Origin of the sequence: Rhizobium gallicum bv. gallicum R602sp, from assembly GCF_000816845.1 — a bacterium.
In the GTDB taxonomy this organism is placed as follows: Bacteria; Pseudomonadota; Alphaproteobacteria; order Rhizobiales; family Rhizobiaceae; genus Rhizobium; species Rhizobium gallicum.
In genome coordinates this window covers 1,023,680-1,044,955 of the sequence record NZ_CP006880.1, presented here as the reverse complement: position 1 = coordinate 1,044,955, position 21,276 = coordinate 1,023,680, and the positions used below count along the sequence as shown (strand labels likewise).

Below are 21,276 nucleotides of genomic sequence, written 5' to 3'. Positions count from 1 at the left end.
GCATGACTGACATGGTTCCCATCACCGGCGGCAGACCGCTCCTGCAGGTGAACAACCTGACCGTCGACTTTGCCTTGCGCAACGGCGTCCTTCGCGCGGTTGACGATCTTTCCTTTTCGATCGATCCGGGAAAAACCCTCTGCGTCGTCGGCGAGAGCGGTTCCGGCAAGTCGGTGACGGCGCGTTCCATTCTGCAGATTGTAGACGCGCCCGGCCGCATCTGCGCAGGCTCTATCGTCCTGAACGGCAAAGACGGCCGTCCCGTTGATCTCGTCGGTCTCAGCCCGCGTGGGCGCCAAATCCGCGCCATACGTGGTCGCGATATCGCGATGATCTTCCAGGAACCTATGTCGTCACTGTCGCCGGTGCACACGGTAGGCGACCAGATCATCGAAGCCCTCCGCCTTCACACCAGAATGAGCAAGGCGCAAGCACGCGCCGAAGCGATATCCCTCCTACAGCAGGTGGAAATTCCATTCCCGGAAAAAGCGGTCGATCGATATACCTTCCAGTATTCGGGTGGCATGCGCCAGCGCGCAATGATCGCGATGGCACTCGCATGCAAGCCCCAACTGCTCATCGCCGACGAGCCGACTACGGCCCTGGACGTGACCACGCAAGCCGAAATCCTCGACCTCATTGCCCGGCTGCAGAAGGCCTATGGCATGGCGGTGCTCTTCATAACGCACGACATGGGCGTCGTGGCGCAAATCGCCGACGACGTGCTTGTCATGCACAACGGCGTTGCGAAGGAATATGCGCCGGTCGAGCAGATCTTTCATGCCCCGAAAGACAGCTACACCCAAATGCTGATCGGCTCCGTTCTGAAGCTGGAAGCCAAGGCCGAAATCAGGCTGGCGAGGACGCCGCTCGACAAGACGGCAGCGCCAATCCTCGAACTCCGCAACGTCTCAGTGGATTTCGGCGAGGTCAAAGCGCTCGACGACATTTCCATTTCGCTCCTGCCACGCGAGACGCTTGGCATCGTCGGCGAAAGCGGCTCAGGAAAGACAACGATGGGTCGCTCGATCATGCGCCTCATTGATCCGACGGCCGGCGAGATCGTCTATCGCCGCGCCGATGGTGGCATGATCGATCTGGCGACGGCGAAAGGACAGACGCTTGCCACGGCCCGACGCGAACTGCGCATGGTGTTCCAGGATCCTTTCGGCTCTCTCAATCCCCGCATGACTGTGTCTCAAATCATCGGCGAGCCGCTGCTTGTCAACGGCGTCGCGAGCGGGCGGGCGCTCGACGAGCGCGTCTGCCACCTGATGGAACAGGTGGGTCTCGATCCTGCGAGCCGCGAACGCTATCCGCATGCCTTTTCGGGGGGCCAGCGTCAGCGCATCGGAATTGCCCGCGCCATCACGCTCAACCCGCGCGTCATCGTTGCAGACGAAGCGACTTCGGCGCTCGACGTATCCGTCCGCTCCCAGGTGCTCGACCTTTTGATGCGCCTGCAGGATGAACTCGGCCTTGCTTACATCTTCATCAGCCACGACATCGGCGTCATTCGCTACATGTGCGACCGTGTCGGCGTCATGTACAAGGGCCGGCTTGTCGAGGTCGGGGATGCGGATAGGGTCTGCAACACGCCCGAGCACGCCTACACGCAAGCGCTCATCTCCGCCATTCCGCGCCCCGACCCCCGCGATCGCGATCGCACGCGGCGTTTCCGCTACGTCGAACCAGGCAACTTGAAGAACGGGAGTTCTGTGCGATGAAGATCACCGGAATTAGAACCTTTCTGATGCATGCGGGCCAACCTGCCCCCTCGAAACGGGCCTTGGACACGCGCTCGCAAGACGACGCGTCCAAAATGCTACCGGGCAGCAGAAACTGGCTGTTCTTGAAGCTCGATACCGACGAGGGCGTCACCGGCATCGGTGAATGCTCGGGCTGGCCGCGGGTCATCGAGACGGCAATACACGATCTCGCACCACTGCTTATCGGCGAGGATCCCGCCAATATCGAACGGCTCTGGCAGAAGATGCATATCGCCATGATGGGCCACGGCATGCTGGGAACAGTTGGCGGCGGCGCCATGACCGGCATCGACATGGCGCTTTGGGACATTAAGGGAAAAGCGCTCGGCGTGCCGGTCTGGATGCTGCTCGGCGGCAAGATGCGCGACCGGATCCCGATCTACTCCCATGCAAACACCCCCGAGCGGGCGCTTGCAGCCAAGGAGCGCGGTATCAAGGCGATCAAGTGTGGCGGGGTGACCGATCCGGTCCGCAAGGTCGCTGCTTTGCGCGAGGCGGTCGGCAACGATATCGACATTGCGATCGATCTGCACGGACCGCCCTGGCTGACGCCTGCCGATGCTTGCCGGCTGGTGAGGGCATTGGAGCCATACGAACTCTTCTGGGTCGAAGATCCGATTGCCCCTGACAACACCGATGGCTATCGGCGTATTCGCGATGCGGCGCACGTGCCTTTGGCGGCCGGCGAGCGTTCGGCGACCATCTTCGGCGAACGCGAACTTATCGAAGAAGAACTGGTCGACGTGATCCAGCCCGATACCGGCCGGGCTGGCGGCATTACGCAGATGAAGAAGATTGCGGCAATGGCCGAGGCGCACCATATCCAGGTGGCACCGCATTCCGGCTCGCTTGGCCCGGTGGCCGAATATGCGGCCCTGCACGTGCTTGCTGCGATACCCAACGCCCTCATCCTCGAGCGCATCGATGACGACTGGGATGGCCGCCGGCAGACGATCGTGCCTCATCCCGAGCAGGTCGACGGATTGATTGCAGTTCCTGATGCGCCGGGGCTCGGCTGCGACATCGATGAGACGTTCGTGGCCCGCTTCCCAAGTGGCGGCAACGTCTCGATACCCGTGCCGGAGGATGCCGGCTCGTACAATCCCGGAACCTACAACGAACATCTCTATGTGCAGACACGTCTGTCGCGCCGCGCCTATTTCAATCGATAGAAGGACAACAAGATGAAGATCGACCGCATGCGGGCTTTCATGACCCGCGACAAGGACCGTCCCCGCGTCATCGTCGCCCTCGACACGGATGACGGCCTGACAGGATGGGGCGAATGCTATAACCATGGTCCGGACAAGGCGCTTCCGCCGCTCTTGGATTATCTCTACGCCTTCCTGTCCGGCCAGGATCCGACACGTGTCGACTATCTCGTGAATCTGCTCATCCAGCAAAGCAGATTTCCGCCAGGCGCATTGGGGCTGGCTGCAATCTCCGCCCTCGATCACTGCTTGTGGGATCTTGCCGCCAAAGCCGCAAACGTTCCCGTCTACAAGCTTCTGGGTGGCGAGGTGCGCGATCGCATCAAGGTCTATGCGGGCGTCTATACGGCACCGGATGCGCCGGCGGCCCGCGACGAGTTCGACCGTCTGAACGCTGAATGGGGTTTTACCGCTTTCAAGCTCAGCCCGTGGCGCATCGACATGCACGCCCATCGCTGGGGCAACGTCGTCAAAGCCTCGGCGGACTATTTTCGCACACTGCGGGAAACGGTGCGCGACGACTATGAAATTGCGTTTGATGCGCACGCCAAGATCTTCGAGCCGATCGCAGCCCGCCAGCTCGGCAATGCGCTCGCACCTTATGATCCGCTGTTTTACGAGGAACCGCTTCGTCCGGAAAACATCGAAGCCTGGGGCGACCTCAAGCAGGGGCTCAACTGTGTGCTCGCAACCGGGGAATCGCTTTACAATCGAAATGAGTTCCTGCGCCTGCTGCAGGTTAAGGGCGCAGATCTGATACAACCCGACATCTGCGTGGTTGGCGGCATCAGCGAAATGCGGCGGATTGCGTTTCTCGCCGAGGCTTTCTTCGTCGGCGTGGCACCCCACAACCCCATGGGTCCGCTGGCGACCGCGGTCAACGTTCACTTTTCGGCTGCCGCCCAGAACTTCCGCATTCTCGAATACCGATTGCCGAAGGGCCAGGCCTATGTCTATGGCGGCAACGACATAGAAAGACGGCAGGGTGAGACACGATATGTCGTCGATCCCTATCTGCCGAAGGACGGCTATCTGGAACTGCGGCCCGACCGGCCCGGCTGGGGCGTGGAGATGGACGAAGAGGCAATGACTGAAGAAGGTTACGTTCATTGGCAACGGCGCGTCCCGAAACGGCCAGACGGCTCCTATGCCTTTGCTTGAGAGCGAGACGCGCTCCAAGCGCGGCCCGCTGATCGCCACCGCTCGGCGGCCGGCGGGCGCCTCCAACGTGCTTCTCACCGCGATCGCAGCCAAATAGTTATGCCCTTCGCGCTGAGCCTTCGATTGACCTTATGCGCAGGCGGCAAGGACAGCCGGGAGTAGGCTAAGGTAGCCAGGGCATTTATAAGATTTTTATATTGGCGCTCGCCGCCCCGTCTCGAACCTTTATGCGGTTCGGCCGCATATAGATGCTCGAGAGATCAGCAAGATCATCTCCACGCCAGAAAGCACGAAAGGCGCCATCTTTCAAAGACGGTGCCCTTTGTCTTGTCTGACTCCAAAGAACAACAACAGGAGTCAAGATCGATGATGGACATCATCCTGCTCGGCATCGCGGTGGCGTTCTTCGCACTGTGCTTTGCCTATACCAGTGCCTGCGACAGGCTCTGAACGGAGAAACATCATGACGCTCGATTACATCCTAAGCGGTGCGGTAACGGTGTTTCTGACCGTTTACCTCATCTACGCTCTCATTCGCCCCGAGCGCTTCTGACTAAGAAGCAGCCGGGTACTGAAAGTTATCTCCCATGACCCTCAACGGATGGCTTCAAATCCTGCTTTACTGCGGGATCCTCATTACGCTCGTCAAACCGCTCGGCGGCTACATGACGCGTGTCTTCAATGGCGAGCGCACATTCCTTTCACCCGTCCTCGTTCCGATCGAACGGGGGCTTTACGGCATTGCCGGCACTGGCGAGCGTGAAGAACAGCATTGGACCTCCTATGCCTTCGCCATGCTTCTCTTCAATTTTATGGGCGTGCTGGTTCTTTATGCACTGATGCGCCTGCAGGCGGGCCTTCCCTACAATCCGGCTGGCATGGCTGCCGTTCCGCCAGAGCTCTCTTTCAATACTGCCGTCAGCTTTGTCACCAACACAAACTGGCAGAATTACGGCGGCGAGAGCACGATGTCGTATCTCACTCAGATGGCTGGTCTGACGGTTCAGAATTTCGTTTCCGCAGCAACCGGTATCGCCATAGCCGTTGGCCTGATCCGCGCCTTTGCGCGCGCATCCGGTAAGGCGATCGGCAACTTCTGGGTCGACATGGTCCGCAGCACGCTCTACGTGTTGCTGCCGCTCTGCATCGTCTTGACACTTGTTTATGTCTATCTCGGCGTGCCGCAGACGCTCGGTCCTTATGTCGAAGCGACGACGCTTGAAGGAGCCAAGCAGACGATCGCCGTTGGCCCCGTCGCCTCGCAGCTCGCAATCAAGATGCTCGGTACCAATGGCGGCGGTTTTTTCAATGCCAATTCCGCGCATCCCTTCGAAAATCCCGATGCCATCTCAAACCTCGTGCAGATGCTCTCGATATTTGCGATCGGAGCCGCATTGACCAACGTCTTCGGCCGCATGGTCGGCAACCAGCGCCAGGGCTGGGCGATCCTTGCCACCATGGGCATCCTGTTCGTCGTTGGCGTCGGCGTCACCTACTGGGCTGAAGCTGCCGGTAATCCGCTGATGCATGCCTTTGGTCTCAATGGCGGTAATATGGAAGGCAAGGAAGTCCGCTTCGGCGTCGCCCTGTCCTCGCTCTTTGCAGTTATCACCACCGCCGCCTCCTGCGGTGCGGTCAATGCCATGCATGGCAGCTTCACCGCACTCGGCGGCCTCATTCCGCTGATCAACATGCAGCTCGGTGAAGTCATCGTCGGCGGCGTCGGTGCAGGCTTCTACGGTATCCTTTTGTTTGTCATCATCGCGATCTTCGTCGCGGGTTTGATGGTCGGCCGTACACCGGAATATCTCGGCAAGAAAATCGAGGCCAAAGAGATGAAGATGGCCGTTCTTGCCATTCTCTGCCTGCCTCTGGCGATGCTGGTCTTCACCGCGATTGCCAGCGTGATTCCGTCGGCCGTCGCCTCGATCGGCACGGCCGGCCCGCACGGCTTTTCCGAAATCCTCTATGCCTATACGTCGGCTGCGGCCAACAACGGCTCGGCTTTCGGTGGCCTGACGGGCAACACGCCCTGGTACAACATCACCCTCGGCATCGGCATGCTGATGGGCCGCTTCCTGGTCATCATTCCGGCTCTTGCGATCGCAGGCTCCCTGGTCACCAAAAAGACGGTGCCTGCCTCGGCAGGCACCTTCCCGACCGACGGCCCGCTCTTCGTCGGCCTTCTGAGCGGCACGATACTGATCGTCGGCGGCCTAACATTCTTCCCGACGCTGGCGCTTGGCCCGGTCATCGAGCACCTGATGATGATCGCCGGCCAAACCTTCTGAGATGAAGACAAGACATGACCCTTCGTCACAGACTTCGCAAATCCTCTCACGTCCCGGTTTGCCTGGACGTGAGCGTGAGCGGCTGACGCGCGCCTCCGACATCATTCTCGTCATGATGGCCGATCTCCTCGTCATCCTCGCCGCCCTTAGAATTTTCCATGGCTGACCGGAAAGCCGGTCGCCTCACCTCGTCTCAAGCTGGAGTCTCTTATGAGCCAGGCAAAATCCGCGAGCATCATGGATTCTCGCATCGTCATTCCGGCCGTGGGCGCCGCCTTCAAGAAGCTTAACCCGCGCACGCTTGCCAGAAACCCGGTCATGTTTGTTGTGGCCACGGTCTCGGTGCTCACCACCGTCCTCTTCCTGCGCGATCTTGTGGCGGGCAATGGCAATCTCGGCTTCTCTTTCCAGATCAATCTCTGGCTCTGGTTCACGGTGCTTTTTGCCAACTTCGCCGAGGCCGTCGCCGAAGGCCGTGGCAAGGCGCAGGCGGACTCACTCCGCAAGGCACGCACCGAAACACAGGCCAAGCTGCTGACCGCCAATAACGGCACCGGTTACCGCATGGTCCCCGGCACGAGCCTGAAGGTCGGCGACCTTGTTCTTGTCGAAGCCGGGGACATCATTCCATCGGACGGCGAAGTCGTCGAAGGTGTCGCCTCGGTCAATGAAGCCGCAATTACCGGTGAATCCGCTCCGGTCATCCGCGAATCGGGCGGTGATCGTTCGGCGGTCACCGGTGGCACGCAGGTGTTGTCCGACTGGATCCGCGTGCGTATCACGGCGGCTGCCGGATCGACCTTCCTTGATCGCATGATCTCGCTCGTCGAAGGTGCGGAACGCCAGAAGACACCGAACGAGATCGCGCTCAATATCCTGCTTGCAGGCATGACGCTGATCTTCGTGCTCGCGACCGCGACGATCCCGAGCTTTGCGATCTATGCCGGCGGCTCGATCCCGATCATCATTCTTGTCGCGCTCTTCGTGACATTGATCCCGACGACGATCGGCGCCCTGCTCTCGGCAATCGGTATTGCCGGCATGGATCGTCTCGTCCGCTTCAACGTGCTTTCCATGTCCGGCCGCGCCGTCGAAGCCGCCGGCGACGTGGATACGCTGCTGCTCGACAAGACCGGTACGATCACTCTCGGCAACCGTCAGGCAACAGCCATCCATCCGGTCCATGGCGTCTCCGAACAGGAGCTTGCCGACGCGGCCCAGCTCGCTTCGCTCGCCGATGAAACGCCCGAAGGCCGTTCCATCGTCGTGCTTGCCAAGGAGAAATACGCAATTCGCGGCCGTGAGATGGCAGGCCTGAAGGCGCATTTCGTACCCTTCACCGCCCAGACCCGCATGAGCGGGGTCGATGTCGAGGGCTCGTCGATCCGCAAGGGCGCTGTCGATGCCGTGCTCGCCTATGTCAGCTCCGGTTCCACGTCGGTTTCGGGCAACGCCGCCGTCGCCCTGCGAACCAACAGCAACATAATCAGGGAACTGCAGACAATTGCCGACCAAATTGCCAAGGCCGGCGGCACGCCTCTTGCCGTTGCCCGTGACGGCCGTCTGCTTGGCGTCATCCAGCTCAAGGATATCGTCAAGGGTGGCATCCGCGAGCGCTTCGCAGAATTGCGTCGTATGGGTATCCGCACCGTGATGATCACCGGCGACAATCCGATGACTGCGGCTGCGATCGCCGCAGAAGCCGGTGTCGACGATTTCCTGGCTCAGGCAACGCCGGAGAACAAGCTGACACTGATCCGCGAGGAGCAGGCGAAAGGCAAGCTCGTCGCCATGTGCGGCGATGGCACCAACGACGCACCAGCCCTTGCCCAGGCCGATGTCGGTGTCGCGATGAACACCGGCACGGTCGCCGCCCGTGAGGCGGGCAACATGGTCGACCTCGACAGCGATCCGACGAAGCTCATCGAGATCGTCGAAATCGGCAAGCAGCTGCTGATGACCCGCGGCGCGCTGACGACCTTTTCGATCGCCAACGATATCGCCAAGTACTTCGCCATCATCCCGGCGATGTTCCTCACCTTCTATCCGCAGCTCTCTGCTCTCAACGTCATGGGTCTGTCAACGCCGCAAAGCGCCATTCTTTCGGCAATCATCTTCAACGCGCTGATCATCATCGCGTTGGTCCCCTTGTCGCTCAAAGGCGTGCGCTACCGTCCGATTGGTGCCGGCGCCCTGCTTTCCCGCAACCTTTTGATCTATGGTCTTGGCGGCATCGTCGTCCCATTCATCGGCATCAAGGCGATCGACATGCTGATCACCGCTGCCGGCCTCGCATAAGGAGTACGAGCAATGTTGAAACAACTTCGTCCGGCAATCGTCATGATCGTTGCCACTACGGCCATCACCGGCCTTGTCTATCCGCTTGCCATGACCGGCGCCGCCCAGGCGCTCTTCCCCGCACAGGCAAACGGCAGCCTGATCGCGAAGGACGGCCAGGTGATCGGCTCGGCGCTGATCGGCCAGGCCTTTACCAGCGACAAGTATTTCCACGGCCGTCCTTCGGCGGCAGGTGACGGCTACAATGCCGCAAGCTCCAGCGGTTCAAACCTCGGCCCGACCAGCCAAAAGCTGATCGACCGCGTGAAGGCCGACTACGAAGCGGCCAAGGCCATCAACCCTGGCGCAGAGGTTCCGATCGATCTCGTGACCGCCTCCGGAAGCGGGCTTGACCCGCATATCTCGCCGGACGCCGCCTACTTCCAGGTACCGCGCGTCGCCAAGGCCCGAAACCTGGACGAGGCCGCGGTAAAGGCTCTGGTCGACGGCGCCATACAGCACCCTGAACTCGGTATCCTCGGCGAACCCACGGTCAATGTGCTGGCATTGAACCAGTCTCTCGATGCTTCTATGACTCAGTAAAGGTTGAAAGGCCCGGACGATCATAGGCACTCCAGGGCCCGCGGACAAAGAAAGATTACGTGAATGCCGGACGATAGAAGCGATCAGGCCGCCAGGCCCTCGCCGGACGCGCTTCTAGTAAAAGCGCGCGCCGAGACGCGCGGCCGGTTGAAGATATTTCTCGGCGCCGCCCCTGGCGTCGGCAAGACTTATGAAATGCTGGTTTCCGGACGGGCAAAACTTGCGGACGGCGTTGACGTTGTCGTCGGGGTGGTTGAGACGCATGGCCGCAAGGAAACGCAGGCGCTGCTCGACGGCTTCAGTACCATTCCTCGGGCGAAGGTCCAGTATAAGGGGCACACCCTGGAGGAGATGGATCTCGACGCCATCCTCGCCCGCAAGCCGGATCTCGTCCTCGTCGATGAACTCGCCCACACGAACGCCGAAGGCAGCCGTCACCCGAAACGTTATCTCGATGTCAAGGAGCTGCTGGACCGCGGCATCGATGTCTATACGACGCTGAATATCCAGCACGTGGAGAGCCTAAACGACGTCGTTTCGCAGATCACCCGTATCCGCGTTCGCGAGACCGTACCGGACTCGGTGATCGACTTGGCCGACGATATCGAGATCATCGATTTGACGCCCGACGACCTGATCAAACGCCTGCACGACGGCAAGGTCTATGTGCCGAAAACGGCCGAACGCGCGCTGAGCAACTATTTCACGCCCGGAAATCTGACGGCGCTCCGGGAGCTCGCGCTGCGCAAGACCGCACAGCGCGTCGATGACCAGCTTGTCAGCCATATGCAGGCGCACGCCATCTCCGGTCCCTGGGCTGCCGGCGAGCGTGTGCTGGTTTCGATCGATCAGCATCCGCGCTCAGCCTCGCTGGTGCGTTATGCTACGCGCATGGCTTCGCGGCTGCGCGCGCCATGGTCAGCGGTCTATATCGAAACCAATCAGTCGGTCAGTCTGACAGAAGAACAGCGCGATACGATCGCTGCGACGCTGCGCCTTGCCGAGCGGCTCGGCGGCGAGGCTCTGACCCTTCCCGGCGCCGGGGTTGCCGAGGAATTGCTTCGCCACGCAAGCGCCAACAACGTAACACATATCGTGGTTGGATCACCGGTGAAGGCACCATGGCGCCAATGGTTTCAGCACTCGCCGGTCGACGAGCTGATCCGGCGCGCCGGTGGTATCAGCGTTCACGTCATCTCCGGCAACGAGAAGGGCGGCAATGCAGGCCGCGGCGTCAAGCCGGCACCCGCATTGCCGGCCTTCAACATCAAGGCCTATGTGCTTGCAACGATCTACGTTGCGGCAGCACTCGCCTTCAGCACGGTGCTCGATCAGGTTCTGGACGTGCGCAACCTTGCTCTCGTCTTCCTGATGGCCGTGCTCACCTCCGCCGTCCTCCACGGATTGCGGCCGGCGCTGTACAGCTGCATTCTGGGCGCACTTGCCTTCAACTTCTTCTTCCTGCCGCCGCGTTTCACCCTGACGATCAGGGACCCCGAAAGCGTGGTCGCCTTTTTCTTCTTCATCGGCGTTGCCGTGATTGCGAGCAATCTCACAGCGACCGTTCAGCGCCAGGCAGCGGCCGCCCGCCAGCGTGCGCGCACCACCGAGGACCTTTATCTTTTTTCCCGCAAGCTTGCGAGCACCGGCACGCTCGACGATGTACTCTGGGCAACGGCCTTTCAGATCGCCTCGATGCTTAAGGTGCGGGTCGTCCTGCTCCTGCCCGAAGGGGGTACGATCGCCGTCAAGGCTGGATATCCGCCCGACGATACGCTCGACGATGCCGATATCGCCGCGGCACGCTGGGCCTGGGAACACAATCACGCCGCCGGGCGCGGTGCGGACACCCTGCCCGGTGCGAAGCGCCTCTATGTGCCGCTTAGAACCGGGCGCACCGCCGTCGGCGTCATCGGTCTCGACAGCGATCGCCGCGACGGCCCGCTCTTTACACCCGAACAGCAACGGCTCCTGGATGCGCTTGCCGATCAGGCAGCACTTGCCATCGAGCGCATACAGCTTGTCGCCGATGTCGATCGCGCCAAGCTTGCCGCCGAAGCCGATCGCCTGCGCTCCGCCCTGCTGACATCGATCTCGCACGATTTGAAGACCCCGCTCGCTGCAATCCTCGGTGCCGCCGGCACGCTGCGCGACTATTTCGGCTCCATGCCGGTGGAAGACCGAAACGACCTTCTGGCGACGATCATCGATGAATCCGAACGCTTGAACCGGTTCATCGCCAACCTGCTCGACATGACGAAGATCGAATCCGGAGCCATGGAACCGAACGACGGCCTTCACTATCCCGGCGACATCGCCGGCAGCGCGCTCAGGCGGGCCGCCAAGATTCTTGAGGGTCACGAGGCCCAGATGATCATGCCGGCCGACCTGCCGATGGTGCGTGTCGATCCGGTGCTTTTCGAACAGGCGCTCTTCAACCTGCTCGACAATGCCGCTAAATATGCGCCCGAGGGCTCGGCAATCCGCATCGAGGGCTTTGTCGACGCTGGCAATGTCGTCATTCAGATTGCCGATGAAGGACCGGGCATTCCCCCACCTGACCTGACACGCGTTTTCGACACTTTTTACCGCGTCCGCAAGAGAGATCAGGTGCGCGCCGGAACGGGCCTCGGCCTTTCCATTTGCCGCGGCTTCATCGAAGCGATGGGCGGAACCATCGATGCCGGAAACCGCAAGGATCGCTGCGGCGCCGTCTTTACCATCCGTTTGCCTGAAGCCGATGACATTCCAAAGCTGGATGAGCTCAAATGACCAATTCCGCCGTGAAGATCCTCGTCGTCGACGACGAGCCGCCGATCCGCAAGCTGCTTCGCGTCGGGCTCAGCGCGCAGGGCTACGAGGTTCAAGAGGCACCGAATGCCGCCAGCGCCCGCCAAGCGGTAAAAGATGGTGAGCCGGACCTCGTGGTTTTGGACTTGGGTCTTCCCGACAAGCCAGGTCACGACCTGCTGCGCGAATGGCGCGAGGATGGCCTTTCCATGCCTGTCGTCATCCTCTCCAGCCGCACCGACGAGACAGGCATCGTCAAGGCGCTTGAAACCGGCGCCGACGACTACGTGACGAAACCCTTCGGAATCAACGAGCTCGGGGCCCGCATTCGCGTGGCGCTCCGCCACCGGCTGCAGCAGCAGGGAGAAAAGGCAATCTTCCAGACAGGCGGTCTTTCGATCGATCTCGTCAAGCGGATCGTCAAGGTGGACGACAGAGAAATCAAGCTGTCGCCGAAGGAATACGATATCCTGCGCGTCCTTGCCCAGCATGCCGGCAAGGTGCTGACCCATCAGTTCCTCCTGAAACAGGTTTGGGGACCGGCCGCCGACGTTCAGTATCTGCGCGTTTACGTCCGTCAACTGCGGCAAAAGGTGGAGCAGATTCCGGACCAGCCGCAATATATCACCACGGAAACCGGGGTCGGCTATCGCCTCAGGGAGCGGGATTGAACTTCCCCAATCACCGTGCCAGCAAGACAACGAGAACGACATGAAGCTCGCAGATATTTTCCGGCCGGAGCATACCTTCATCGGCGTTTCCGTGTCGACGAAGTGGCGGGCGCTGCAGAGCCTCGCGGAAAAGGCCGGCAAGGCCTTCGGCGTGGAGGAAAAGACGATTGTCCAGGCACTGGAAAGGCGTGAAAATCTCGGCTCGACCGGCATCGGCAACGGCATTGCCGTACCGCATGCGGCGATCGCCGGCATGACAAGCCCGCGTGGGCTTCTGGTGCGTTTCGCCCAGCCGCTGGATTTTCAGGCGATCGACGATCTGCCGACGGATATCGCCTTCATGCTGCTTTTCGCAGAAAGCAACAGGGGCGAATATCTCAATGTGCTTGCCGCCATCGCTCGGCGCCTGCAATCGGACGGCGTCGTCGTGTCGATGCGCGAGGCGAAAAACGTCGATGAATTCTATTCGAGTTTCATTGAAGATTCGCGACCGTGACAATGCGTCAGAGCCTTGCTTCTGACGTCCATGTTTCGATTTAGAAATCGTTTTGCATACGGCGTGGGCCTGTCATCGATTGTACGGATCGCGATGTTTTCACCGGTGTCATGGCGAGCGCGGCTGTGCTTTTCTGTTCCGGCACACGATCGGTGACGGTCGGGACGTCCGTTTCGTTTTCGCCAGCGGAATGGGATGGGTTTCTAAAAGCACATCAGGAACCGGAAGAACTTTCGTTTCGTTATACGACCAAGTTGATAGAGTTTAAGTAGAACGAAGGAGGTTCCCCATGCCGTCAATACGGATCACCCGGCTCCTCGCGGCCGCTGTCTTTGCAGGCAGCGTCGCAATCGGCGCCACTGCCCCGGCTTTAGCCGATCAGACGCTTCTCAACGTGTCTTACGATCCAACGCGTGAATTGTATAAGGATTTCAACGCCGCCTTTGCCGCAAAATGGGAGAAGGACACCGGCGAGACGGTCACGATCCAGACCTCGCACGGCGGCTCGGGCGCCCAGGCGCGGTCCGTCATCGATGGTCTTGAGGCCGATGTCGTGACCCTCGCACTCGAAGGCGATATCGATGCGATCGCCAGCAAGACCGGCAAGATCCCAGCCGACTGGAAATCCAGATTCCCGAATAATTCGGCGCCCTATACCTCCACCATCGTTTTCCTGGTCCGCAAGGGCAATCCGAAGGGTATCAAGGATTGGGGCGACCTGATCAAGGATGACGTTCAGGTCATTACGCCGAACCCGAAGACTTCGGGCGGCGCGCGCTGGAATTTCCTCGCCGCCTGGGCATGGGCCAAGCAGGCAAACGGCGGTGACGACACCAAAGCGCAGGATTTCGTGACGAAGCTCCTGCAGCACGTTCCAGTTCTCGATACCGGGGCTCGCGGCGCAACGACGACCTTCGTCCAGCGCGGCCTGGGCGATGTTCTGCTTGCCTGGGAAAACGAAGCCTATCTCTCCTTGGAGGAGCTCGGGCCGGACCAGTTCGAGATCGTCACGCCGACCTTGTCCATCCGCGCCGATCCGCCGATTGCGGTCGTCGACGGCAATGTCGATAAGAAGGGCACGCGCAAGGTTGCCGAAGCCTATCTCAACTATCTCTACTCCGACGAAGGCCAGAAGATCGCTGCAAAGCACTTCTACCGCCCGAGCAAGCCGGAGGTCGCCGACAAGGCGGACATTGACCGCTTCCAGAACCTGAAGCTCGCCACCATCGACGACTTCGGCGGCTGGAAGGAAGCACAGCCGAAATTCTTCGGTGATGGCGGCGTATTTGACCAAATCTACAAGCCGGCCCAATAATACCTCGCATGAAAGCACATAGCCCCACGCGGTGGCGGTTCAAACGGCCGAGCGTCATTCCAGGATTTGGAATGGCGCTCGGCCTTACCTTGACCTGGCTCACCCTTTTGATCCTCATCCCCCTCTCGGGCCTTGCCTGGCGTTCGAGCGAGCTTGGCTGGGACAAGTTCTCGTCAATTGCACTCGATCCGCGCACGCTGAGCGCGCTTCGCATCAGCTTCGGCGCGGCTTTTGCCGCGGCCTGTGTCAACGCCGTCTTCGGCGTCGTCCTTGCGTGGGTGTTGGTGCGGTACCGTTTTCCCGGCAAGCGGGTGATCGATGCCATGGTCGATCTGCCTTTTGCACTGCCGACCGCGGTTGCCGGCATCGCCCTGACGACACTCTATGCACCGAACGGCTGGATCGGCCAGTTCCTGACGCCGCTTGGCATCAGGATCGCCTTCACACCGGTCGGCATCGTCGTTGCCCTCGTCTTTGTCGGCCTGCCTTTCGTCGTGCGTACCGTGCAGCCGGTGATGGAAGAGATCGACAAGGAGGTGGAAGAAGCTGCAGCAACACTTGGTGCCAATCGCTTCCAGACGATCTTCCGTGTCCTTCTTCCAGCCCTCGCGCCTGCCGTGTTGACAGGCTTTGCATTGGCCTTTGCACGCGGGGTCGGCGAATACGGTTCGGTCATCTTCATCGCCGGCAACTTGCCGTTCAAGTCAGAGATTGCGCCGCTTTTGATCGTCATCAAGCTGGAAGAATACAACTACGCGGCCGCGACAGGCATTGCGGCAGTCATGCTGATCATCTCGTTCATCATGCTGCTCGTGATCAATCTCATCCAGAGCTGGAGCAGGCGGAGGTACGGGAATGGCATCTGACACGATCACTCGCCCAACCAAGGTCCGATCGGTCGTCACCGAGACGAGGTTCGCCCGCTGGACGCTCATCATCCTGTCGCTGATCTTCCTGCTCCTTATTCTGCTTTTGCCGCTTGCGGCTGTCTTCGTCGAGGCCTTCCGCAAGGGAGGGAGTGCTTTCTTCGAGGCGCTGCAGGACGCCGAGACTTTCTCGGCGATAAGCCTGACGCTTATCGTCGCCGGCATCAGCGTGCCGTTGAACCTATTTTTCGGCGTCGCGGCCGCATGGGCGATCGCCAAGTTCGAATTCAAGGGCAAGGCCATCCTGACGACCCTGATTGACCTGCCCTTCTCCGTCTCGCCGGTTATTTCCGGCCTCGTATTCGTGCTGCTTTTCGGTGCCAATACCTATCTCGGAAAATGGCTCGACGCGCACGACATCAAGATCCTCTTCGCAGCGCCCGGACTGATCCTTGCCACAATGTTCGTCACCTTTCCCTTCGTCGCGCGCGAACTGATCCCGTTGATGCAGGAACAGGGAACGGCGGATGAAGAAGCGGCCCTGTCACTGGGTGCCAGCGGCTGGCAGACCTTCTGGCATGTGACGCTTCCCAACATCAAATGGGGCCTGCTTTATGGCGTGCTTCTTTGTAACGCCCGCGCCATGGGCGAGTTCGGCGCCGTCTCGGTCGTCTCCGGTCACATCCGCGGCCAGACGAACACCATGCCGTTGCAGGTGGAAATTCTCTACAACGAGTATAATTTCACCGGCGCTTTTGCCGTTGCAACATTGCTTGCCTTGCTTGCGCTTGTGACCCTTGTTTTGAAGACGCTGCTCGAAATGCGATACAGCGAAGAAATCGCTGCCAGCCGGCGGCACTGAAGGAATTAGAATGGAAGTACGCGTTCAAAACTTGCGCAAGGAATTCGACCGCTTCCCGGCGCTCCATGACATCTCGCTCGATATCCGTTCAGGAGAGCTGATCGCGTTGCTCGGTCCATCCGGCTCCGGCAAGACGACGCTGTTGCGCTTGATTGCCGGCCTCGAAAGCCCGACCGAAGGTCTGATCTACTTCGGCGATGAAGATGCTTCGAAAAAGACCGTGCAACAGCGCAATATCGGCTTCGTGTTTCAGCACTATGCTCTTTTCCGCTACATGACGGTGCTCGACAATATCGCCTTCGGGCTGAAGGTGCGCGATGCAGCGCGCCGTCCCACAAAGTCCGAGATCCGCAGCCGCGCGCTGGAACTGCTGGATCTCGTGCAGCTTTCCGGTCTGGAAAAGCGCTATCCGGCCCAGCTCTCGGGCGGCCAGCGCCAGCGCGTCGCGCTCGCGCGCGCTCTTGCGGTAGAGCCGAACGTACTGCTTCTCGACGAGCCTTTTGGCGCGCTCGACGCCCAAGTGCGAAAGGACCTGCGCAAATGGCTCCGTGAGATTCATGACCGCACCGGTCACACCACGGTTTTTGTCACGCACGACCAGGACGAAGCCATGGAACTTGCCGACCGCGTCGTCGTCATGAGCCAAGGCGCGATCGAGCAGGTCGGCACACCGGACCAGGTCTACGACAATCCGAATTCGCCCTTCGTCTTCGGTTTCGTGGGTCAGTCGAATTGTCTGGATGTGCGTGTTGCCGGGGGCGAACTTTGGTTCGAAGACCGTCCCCTTGGCTTGAAGGCGGACAATGAGAGGGACGGCAGCGCGCAGCTCTATTTCCGACCGCACGACATCGAACTGCGCGACGGCTGCGGTGGATGCATCGCCGGTCTGCTCGTCTCCAGCCGCCGCGTTGCCGGCACGCGTCACATCGAGGTCAACATCGGCAAGGATCACCCGTCGATCGAGCTCGAATTGCCGCCCGAGCAAGCTGACAGCCTTGACCGCAACCGCATCGCCTTCCGCCCCAAACGCTGGAAGCTGTTCAGGAACGCCTGACGATCCTTGCCCACTCCAAAAGGGGTAGAATGGCCAAAACCCGAAAGTTCAACTGTATTGCCCTGCCCCTCTCCAATACATTGCCGGCGGCTTCTACAAGAGCCGCCGCACTTAAATATTGCGCATTTCCTAATTTAGCAGAATATAGATCAACCATACGCGGCGAAACGTTTCGGCAACCATGTGTCAGATGGAGGGGTTCATGTCTCTCGCGATCAACGATACCGCACCGGATTTCCAGGCAGAAACGACTGAAGGCAAGATTGGGTTTCACGACTGGATCGGCAATTCCTGGGCTGTCCTGTTTTCGCATCCCAAGGATTTCACGCCCGTTTGCACCACTGAACTGGGCTACATGGCCAGGATCAAACCCGAATTCGACAAGCGTGGCGTAAAGATCATCGGCCTATCGGTCGATCCTGTCGATCGCCATGCCGGTTGGGCAAGCGACATCCAGGAAACGCAGGGCGCTGCACCGAATTTCCCGATGATTGCCGATACCGACTACAACGTATCGAAGCTTTATGGCATGCTCCCCGCAGCAGTCTCCGGCGATCCGACAAAGCGAACGCCGGCCGACAACCAGACCGTGCGCAACGTCTTCGTCATTGGCCCCGACAAAAAGATCAAGCTGATCCTTGTCTATCCGATGACGACCGGCCGCAATTTCGATGAAGTGCTGCGGGTGATCGACTCGCTCCAGCTAACCGCCAAGCACAAGGTTGCCACGCCGGCGAATTGGAAACAGGGTGAGGATGTCATCATCGCCGGCTCGGTGAGCGACGACGAGGCCAGGACGATCTATCCGAACGGATGGACCGCACCAAAGCCCTACATCCGGATCGTCCCGCAGCCAGAGGCATAGGTGCGGTGCGACATCCGGTGGAGCAATCTGCAAAAGGGAGGTGCCGATGATCTTCCGCCAGCTCTTCGACAGTGTCTCCGGCACCTACACCTATCTCGTCGCCAGCCGAAAGGGAGGCGAGGCGCTCATCATCGATCCAGTGCTCGAAAAGGTCGACCGCTATCTCAAGCTGGTCGAGGAGCTCGACCTCAAGCTGGTCAAGGCCGTGGATACTCATCTGCACGCTGACCACATTACCGGGCTCGGTGCGCTGCGCGACCGGACCCATTGCGTAACAGTGATGGGCGAGCAGACGCTTGCCGATGTCGTCTCCATGCGCGTCACGGAAGGCGACCGTGTGGCGATTGAGGGACTGAGCCTCGACGTCCTCTACACACCGGGCCATACGGACGATTCCTATTCATTCCTCATGAATGGCCGCGTTTTTACGGGCGACACGCTGCTCATCCGCGGCACCGGGCGTACCGATTTCCAGAACGGCAATCCGCTCCAGCAATATGACTCCATCTTCAACAAGCTCCTCAAACTGCCTGACGAGACCCTGGTCTATCCGGCGCACGATTATAAGGGCGACACCGTTTCTACCATCGGCGAGGAAAAGCGCTTCAATCCACGCCTGAAGGTCAGATCAGCCGACGAGTACGCCGATCTCATGAATAACCTGAAGCTTCCAAATCCGAAGATGATGGATGTGGCCGTGCCTGCAAATATCCATATCGGCCTGCATCAGGACGAGATTGCACGCAAGGGCTGGGCCGTCTCGGCGGCAGAGGTCTTGGCGCTGAGCGGGCGTCCCGACATTGCAATCGTCGATCTGCGTGAGAAGGGAGAACGGGAAAAACATGGAACAATTCCCGGCTCCCTTCATGCGCCCTATCCGGACTTGCAGGAGAACATCAGCACCGGCGGCATGTTGCATGAACTGGCAGAGGCGACCGGCAAGCGCATCGTGTTCTACTGCGCTTTCGGCGAGCGATCAGCAATGGCCGTCCAGGCCGCGCAGGATGCCGGCTTGGCCAGCGCCTGCCACATCGAAGGCGGCATCGATGCCTGGAAGAAGGCGAACGGGCCGGTGATCCGATAACCTACCTGAGGTATTCGTGGGCCGCCACGGCGATTGTCGTCAGTCGGTCGAGGCGGAAAAAATACGTCAGCCAGCCCTATTTCCCTCGCCGTCGAATAGATGCAGATGCTGCGCCGGAAAGGATACGCTAACTTCGGGCCCGGCCGTCAGCGCTTCGCGATCCAGCGTGAAGACCTTGAAAGGCAGGCCATGCAGCGACAGATGCAGGATGATGCCGAAGCCGGTCGGTTCGACGAGCTCGACCTCGGCACGCATTCCGCCTTGGTCCGACATGACCACATGCTCCGGGCGGATGCCGAGCGTGACTTTCGCGCCGCTCGAAAGCGCAAGCGGCGCCGACAGCGGAACAAGCGTCCCGTCCTTCAGCCTGACCCCGCCCGCCTCGCATGTCGCTTCCAGGAAATTCATGCCGGGAGAACCGATGAAGCCCGCGACGAAAAGATTGGCGGGCCGATCGTAAAGTTCGAGGGGGCTGCCGACTTGCTGCACCACGCCGCCATGCATGGCGACGATCCGGTCGGCGAGCGTCATTGCCTCGATCTGGTCATGCGTCACATAGATCGAGGTCGCCTTCAGGTCGCCATGCAGTTTCTTGATCTCAGCACGCATCTGTTCGCGAAGACGTGCGTCGAGGTTCGAGAGCGGTTCGTCGAAAAGGAAGGCCTTGGGCTGGCGAACGATGGCCCGACCCATGGCGACACGCTGCCGCTGCCCGCCCGAAAGTGCCTTTGGCCGCCGTTCAAGCAGCGGATCGAGGCCGAGCTTGGAGGCGGCATTTGCAACCGCGCTCGCAATCTTTTCCTTCGCCGTCTTCCTGAGCCTTAGGCTGTAACTCATGTTGCCGGCGACGTTCATATGGGGATAAAGCGCGTAGGACTGGAACACCATTGCGATGTCCCGGTCTTTCGGATGCAACTCATTGACCCGGTTCCCGGCAATGCGGATTTCGCCGCCAGTGACATCTTCGAGGCCCGCGATCATGCGCAGCAGGGTCGACTTGCCGCAGCCCGACGGGCCTACCAGGACGACGAATTCGCCATCCTTGATCTTGAGATCAATGTCATGCAGCACCTGGACGTGGCCGTAGGCCTTCTTGATGTTCTGGATATCGATCGATGCCATGTGACTAACCCTTGACCGCGCCGGCCGTCAGGCCTTGGACGAGATAACGCTGAATGAGCAGGAAGAAGAGGCCGGCTGGAATGAGTGCCATGACACCCGCCGCCATCATCTGCCCGAAATCTACGGAGAATTTCGAGACGAATGTAAGGAGGCCGACCGGAAAGGTTGCCGCGTCATTGCCGTTGATAAGCATCAGCGCAAACAGCAGTTCGCTCCAGGCCGCGGTGAAGACGAAGCCGAGGGTTGCCGCAATCCCCGGCAACGTCAGCGGCAAGATGATCTGCCGGAAGGCCGTGAACTGCGTCGCTCCATCGATCATCGCAGCCTCCTCGAGATCCTTCGGGATGCCATCGAAAAAAGACTGCATCAGGAAGGTCGCGAAGGGCACGTTGAAGGCGGTATAGACGACGACGAGGCCCGTCAGACTGTTCGTCAAGTGCAACGGCGAGAGTATCTTGAAGATCGGTGCGACGAGCATGACCAGCGGGAACATCTGCGTCAAAAGCATCAGCGCAACGATCCAGTATTTTGCGCGGAAATTGAAGCGCGACAGCGCATAACCGGAAAGCGACGCGCAGATCGTCACCGCCACCGCCGTCGAGGCCGACACGATAAGGCTGTTCTTGAAGAAGGTTGGAAAGGCACTGTGCTGAAGCACAAAGGAATAATGTTCCCATGTCGAACGCGACGGCCACATGCGCACGCCCTCGCTATAAAGCAGGTCGTTCGGGGTGACCGAGACCTTCAGCAGCCAGAAAAGCGGAAAGAGCGCGAAACCGATATAGCAGAGGATTGCCAGTCGATGAGCGATGGTCGCAATTGTGGATCGTCTCATCAAT

At 60.1% G+C, this 21,276-nt stretch carries 20 protein-coding genes; 18 read left to right on the top strand and 2 right to left on the bottom strand.

The annotated features are described in order from the left end of the window. Positions 1-2 precede the first annotated feature (2 nt). From RGR602_RS28105 to RGR602_RS28030, 18 genes are all read left to right on the top strand, one after another. Positions 3-1,727, top strand: coding sequence for an ABC transporter ATP-binding protein (locus RGR602_RS28105; protein WP_040115330.1), 1,725 nt, complete (start codon positions 3-5; stop codon positions 1,725-1,727). Beyond that, positions 1,724-2,941: a mandelate racemase/muconate lactonizing enzyme family protein gene (locus tag RGR602_RS28100; RefSeq protein ID WP_040115329.1), complete on the top strand. Its 1,218-nt coding sequence runs from the start codon at positions 1,724-1,726 to the stop codon at positions 2,939-2,941. The genes RGR602_RS28105 and RGR602_RS28100 overlap by 4 nt, the downstream gene beginning before the upstream one ends. A gap of 12 nt (positions 2,942-2,953) precedes the next feature. Then, entirely contained in the window at positions 2,954-4,141 is a 1,188-nt protein-coding gene (locus RGR602_RS28095; protein WP_040115328.1) for a galactarate dehydratase, read from the top strand. 327 nt (positions 4,142-4,468) lie between these two features. After that, on the top strand, positions 4,469-4,591 hold the full coding sequence (locus RGR602_RS39315; protein WP_267285123.1) for a hypothetical protein: 123 nt from the start codon (positions 4,469-4,471) through the stop codon (positions 4,589-4,591). A 13-nt stretch (positions 4,592-4,604) separates the two neighbouring features. Further along, positions 4,605-4,694 (top strand): K(+)-transporting ATPase subunit F, encoded by a 90-nt coding sequence (kdpF, locus tag RGR602_RS28090; protein ID WP_040115327.1) that lies wholly within the window; start codon positions 4,605-4,607, stop codon positions 4,692-4,694. Positions 4,695-4,728: 34 nt separating this feature from the next. Further along, positions 4,729-6,432, top strand: a complete 1,704-nt coding sequence (gene kdpA / locus RGR602_RS28085) for a potassium-transporting ATPase subunit KdpA (RefSeq protein ID WP_040115326.1) — start codon at positions 4,729-4,731, stop codon at positions 6,430-6,432. 1 nt (position 6,433) lies between these two features. Next, the gene (locus RGR602_RS37725; RefSeq protein ID WP_166677419.1) at positions 6,434-6,598 is read left to right on the top strand and encodes a hypothetical protein; all 165 of its coding nucleotides are present in this window, start codon (positions 6,434-6,436) and stop codon (positions 6,596-6,598) included. Positions 6,599-6,642: 44 nt separating this feature from the next. Further along, positions 6,643-8,730, top strand: coding sequence for a potassium-transporting ATPase subunit KdpB (gene kdpB, locus RGR602_RS28080; protein WP_040115325.1), 2,088 nt, complete (start codon positions 6,643-6,645; stop codon positions 8,728-8,730). 12 nt (positions 8,731-8,742) lie between these two features. Continuing rightward, complete coding sequence (kdpC, locus tag RGR602_RS28075; protein WP_040115324.1) at positions 8,743-9,312, top strand: potassium-transporting ATPase subunit KdpC; 570 nt, start codon at positions 8,743-8,745, stop codon at positions 9,310-9,312. Positions 9,313-9,375: 63 nt separating this feature from the next. Continuing rightward, on the top strand, positions 9,376-12,084 hold the full coding sequence (locus RGR602_RS28070; protein ID WP_040115323.1) for a sensor histidine kinase: 2,709 nt from the start codon (positions 9,376-9,378) through the stop codon (positions 12,082-12,084). Next, positions 12,081-12,773, top strand: a complete 693-nt coding sequence (locus tag RGR602_RS28065) for a response regulator transcription factor (protein WP_040115322.1) — start codon at positions 12,081-12,083, stop codon at positions 12,771-12,773. Before RGR602_RS28070 ends, RGR602_RS28065 begins: the two co-directional genes overlap by 4 nt. A 40-nt stretch (positions 12,774-12,813) precedes the next feature. Further along, complete coding sequence (locus RGR602_RS28060; RefSeq protein ID WP_040115321.1) at positions 12,814-13,269, top strand: PTS sugar transporter subunit IIA; 456 nt, start codon at positions 12,814-12,816, stop codon at positions 13,267-13,269. A gap of 289 nt (positions 13,270-13,558) precedes the next feature. Next, positions 13,559-14,584, top strand: coding sequence for a sulfate ABC transporter substrate-binding protein (locus tag RGR602_RS28055; RefSeq protein ID WP_040115320.1), 1,026 nt, complete (start codon positions 13,559-13,561; stop codon positions 14,582-14,584). A gap of 8 nt (positions 14,585-14,592) precedes the next feature. Then, positions 14,593-15,450: a sulfate ABC transporter permease subunit CysT gene (cysT, locus tag RGR602_RS28050; RefSeq protein WP_040115319.1), complete on the top strand. Its 858-nt coding sequence runs from the start codon at positions 14,593-14,595 to the stop codon at positions 15,448-15,450. Then, the gene (gene cysW, locus RGR602_RS28045) at positions 15,440-16,312 is read left to right on the top strand and encodes a sulfate ABC transporter permease subunit CysW (protein WP_040115318.1); all 873 of its coding nucleotides are present in this window, start codon (positions 15,440-15,442) and stop codon (positions 16,310-16,312) included. The genes cysT and cysW overlap by 11 nt, the downstream gene beginning before the upstream one ends. A 10-nt stretch (positions 16,313-16,322) precedes the next feature. Next, on the top strand, positions 16,323-17,366 hold the full coding sequence (locus RGR602_RS28040; RefSeq protein ID WP_040115317.1) for a sulfate/molybdate ABC transporter ATP-binding protein: 1,044 nt from the start codon (positions 16,323-16,325) through the stop codon (positions 17,364-17,366). A gap of 202 nt (positions 17,367-17,568) precedes the next feature. Beyond that, positions 17,569-18,231: a peroxiredoxin gene (locus RGR602_RS28035; protein ID WP_040115316.1), complete on the top strand. Its 663-nt coding sequence runs from the start codon at positions 17,569-17,571 to the stop codon at positions 18,229-18,231. Positions 18,232-18,277: 46 nt separating this feature from the next. Continuing rightward, positions 18,278-19,315 (top strand): MBL fold metallo-hydrolase, encoded by a 1,038-nt coding sequence (locus RGR602_RS28030; protein WP_040115314.1) that lies wholly within the window; start codon positions 18,278-18,280, stop codon positions 19,313-19,315. 66 nt (positions 19,316-19,381) lie between these two features. On the opposite strand, the gene RGR602_RS28025 is transcribed toward RGR602_RS28030, so the two are convergent. Both RGR602_RS28025 and RGR602_RS28020 read right to left on the bottom strand, forming a co-directional pair. After that, positions 19,382-20,437 (bottom strand): ABC transporter ATP-binding protein, encoded by a 1,056-nt coding sequence (locus RGR602_RS28025; RefSeq protein ID WP_040115313.1) that lies wholly within the window; start codon positions 20,435-20,437, stop codon positions 19,382-19,384. 4 nt (positions 20,438-20,441) lie between these two features. Continuing rightward, a complete protein-coding gene (locus RGR602_RS28020; RefSeq protein ID WP_040115312.1) occupies positions 20,442-21,272 on the bottom strand; it encodes a carbohydrate ABC transporter permease in 831 nt (276 codons plus the stop codon). Between the last annotated feature and the right edge of the window lie 4 nt (positions 21,273-21,276).

Bases quoted from the DNA above. Each gene is read 5' to 3' on its own strand.
- RGR602_RS28040 (WP_040115317.1), top strand. From the start codon at position 16,323: ATGGAAGTACGCGTTCAAAACTTGCGCAAGGAATTCGACCGCTTCCCG.
- cysT (WP_040115319.1), top strand. From the start codon at position 14,593: ATGAAAGCACATAGCCCCACGCGGTGGCGGTTCAAACGGCCGAGCGTC.
- cysW (WP_040115318.1), top strand. From the start codon at position 15,440: ATGGCATCTGACACGATCACTCGCCCAACCAAGGTCCGATCGGTCGTC.
- RGR602_RS28100 (WP_040115329.1), top strand. From the start codon at position 1,724: ATGAAGATCACCGGAATTAGAACCTTTCTGATGCATGCGGGCCAACCT.
- RGR602_RS28020 (WP_040115312.1), bottom strand. From the start codon at position 21,272: ATGAGACGATCCACAATTGCGACCATCGCTCATCGACTGGCAATCCTC.
- RGR602_RS28055 (WP_040115320.1), top strand. From the start codon at position 13,559: ATGCCGTCAATACGGATCACCCGGCTCCTCGCGGCCGCTGTCTTTGCA.
- RGR602_RS28070 (WP_040115323.1), top strand. From the start codon at position 9,376: ATGCCGGACGATAGAAGCGATCAGGCCGCCAGGCCCTCGCCGGACGCG.
- RGR602_RS28105 (WP_040115330.1), top strand. From the start codon at position 3: ATGACTGACATGGTTCCCATCACCGGCGGCAGACCGCTCCTGCAGGTG.
- RGR602_RS28030 (WP_040115314.1), top strand. From the start codon at position 18,278: ATGATCTTCCGCCAGCTCTTCGACAGTGTCTCCGGCACCTACACCTAT.
- RGR602_RS28025 (WP_040115313.1), bottom strand. From the start codon at position 20,437: ATGGCATCGATCGATATCCAGAACATCAAGAAGGCCTACGGCCACGTC.
- RGR602_RS28060 (WP_040115321.1), top strand. From the start codon at position 12,814: ATGAAGCTCGCAGATATTTTCCGGCCGGAGCATACCTTCATCGGCGTT.
- kdpB (WP_040115325.1), top strand. From the start codon at position 6,643: ATGAGCCAGGCAAAATCCGCGAGCATCATGGATTCTCGCATCGTCATT.
- RGR602_RS28035 (WP_040115316.1), top strand. From the start codon at position 17,569: ATGTCTCTCGCGATCAACGATACCGCACCGGATTTCCAGGCAGAAACG.
- RGR602_RS28095 (WP_040115328.1), top strand. From the start codon at position 2,954: ATGAAGATCGACCGCATGCGGGCTTTCATGACCCGCGACAAGGACCGT.
- kdpF (WP_040115327.1), top strand. From the start codon at position 4,605: ATGACGCTCGATTACATCCTAAGCGGTGCGGTAACGGTGTTTCTGACC.
- RGR602_RS37725 (WP_166677419.1), top strand. From the start codon at position 6,434: ATGAAGACAAGACATGACCCTTCGTCACAGACTTCGCAAATCCTCTCA.
- kdpA (WP_040115326.1), top strand. From the start codon at position 4,729: ATGACCCTCAACGGATGGCTTCAAATCCTGCTTTACTGCGGGATCCTC.
- RGR602_RS28065 (WP_040115322.1), top strand. From the start codon at position 12,081: ATGACCAATTCCGCCGTGAAGATCCTCGTCGTCGACGACGAGCCGCCG.
- kdpC (WP_040115324.1), top strand. From the start codon at position 8,743: ATGTTGAAACAACTTCGTCCGGCAATCGTCATGATCGTTGCCACTACG.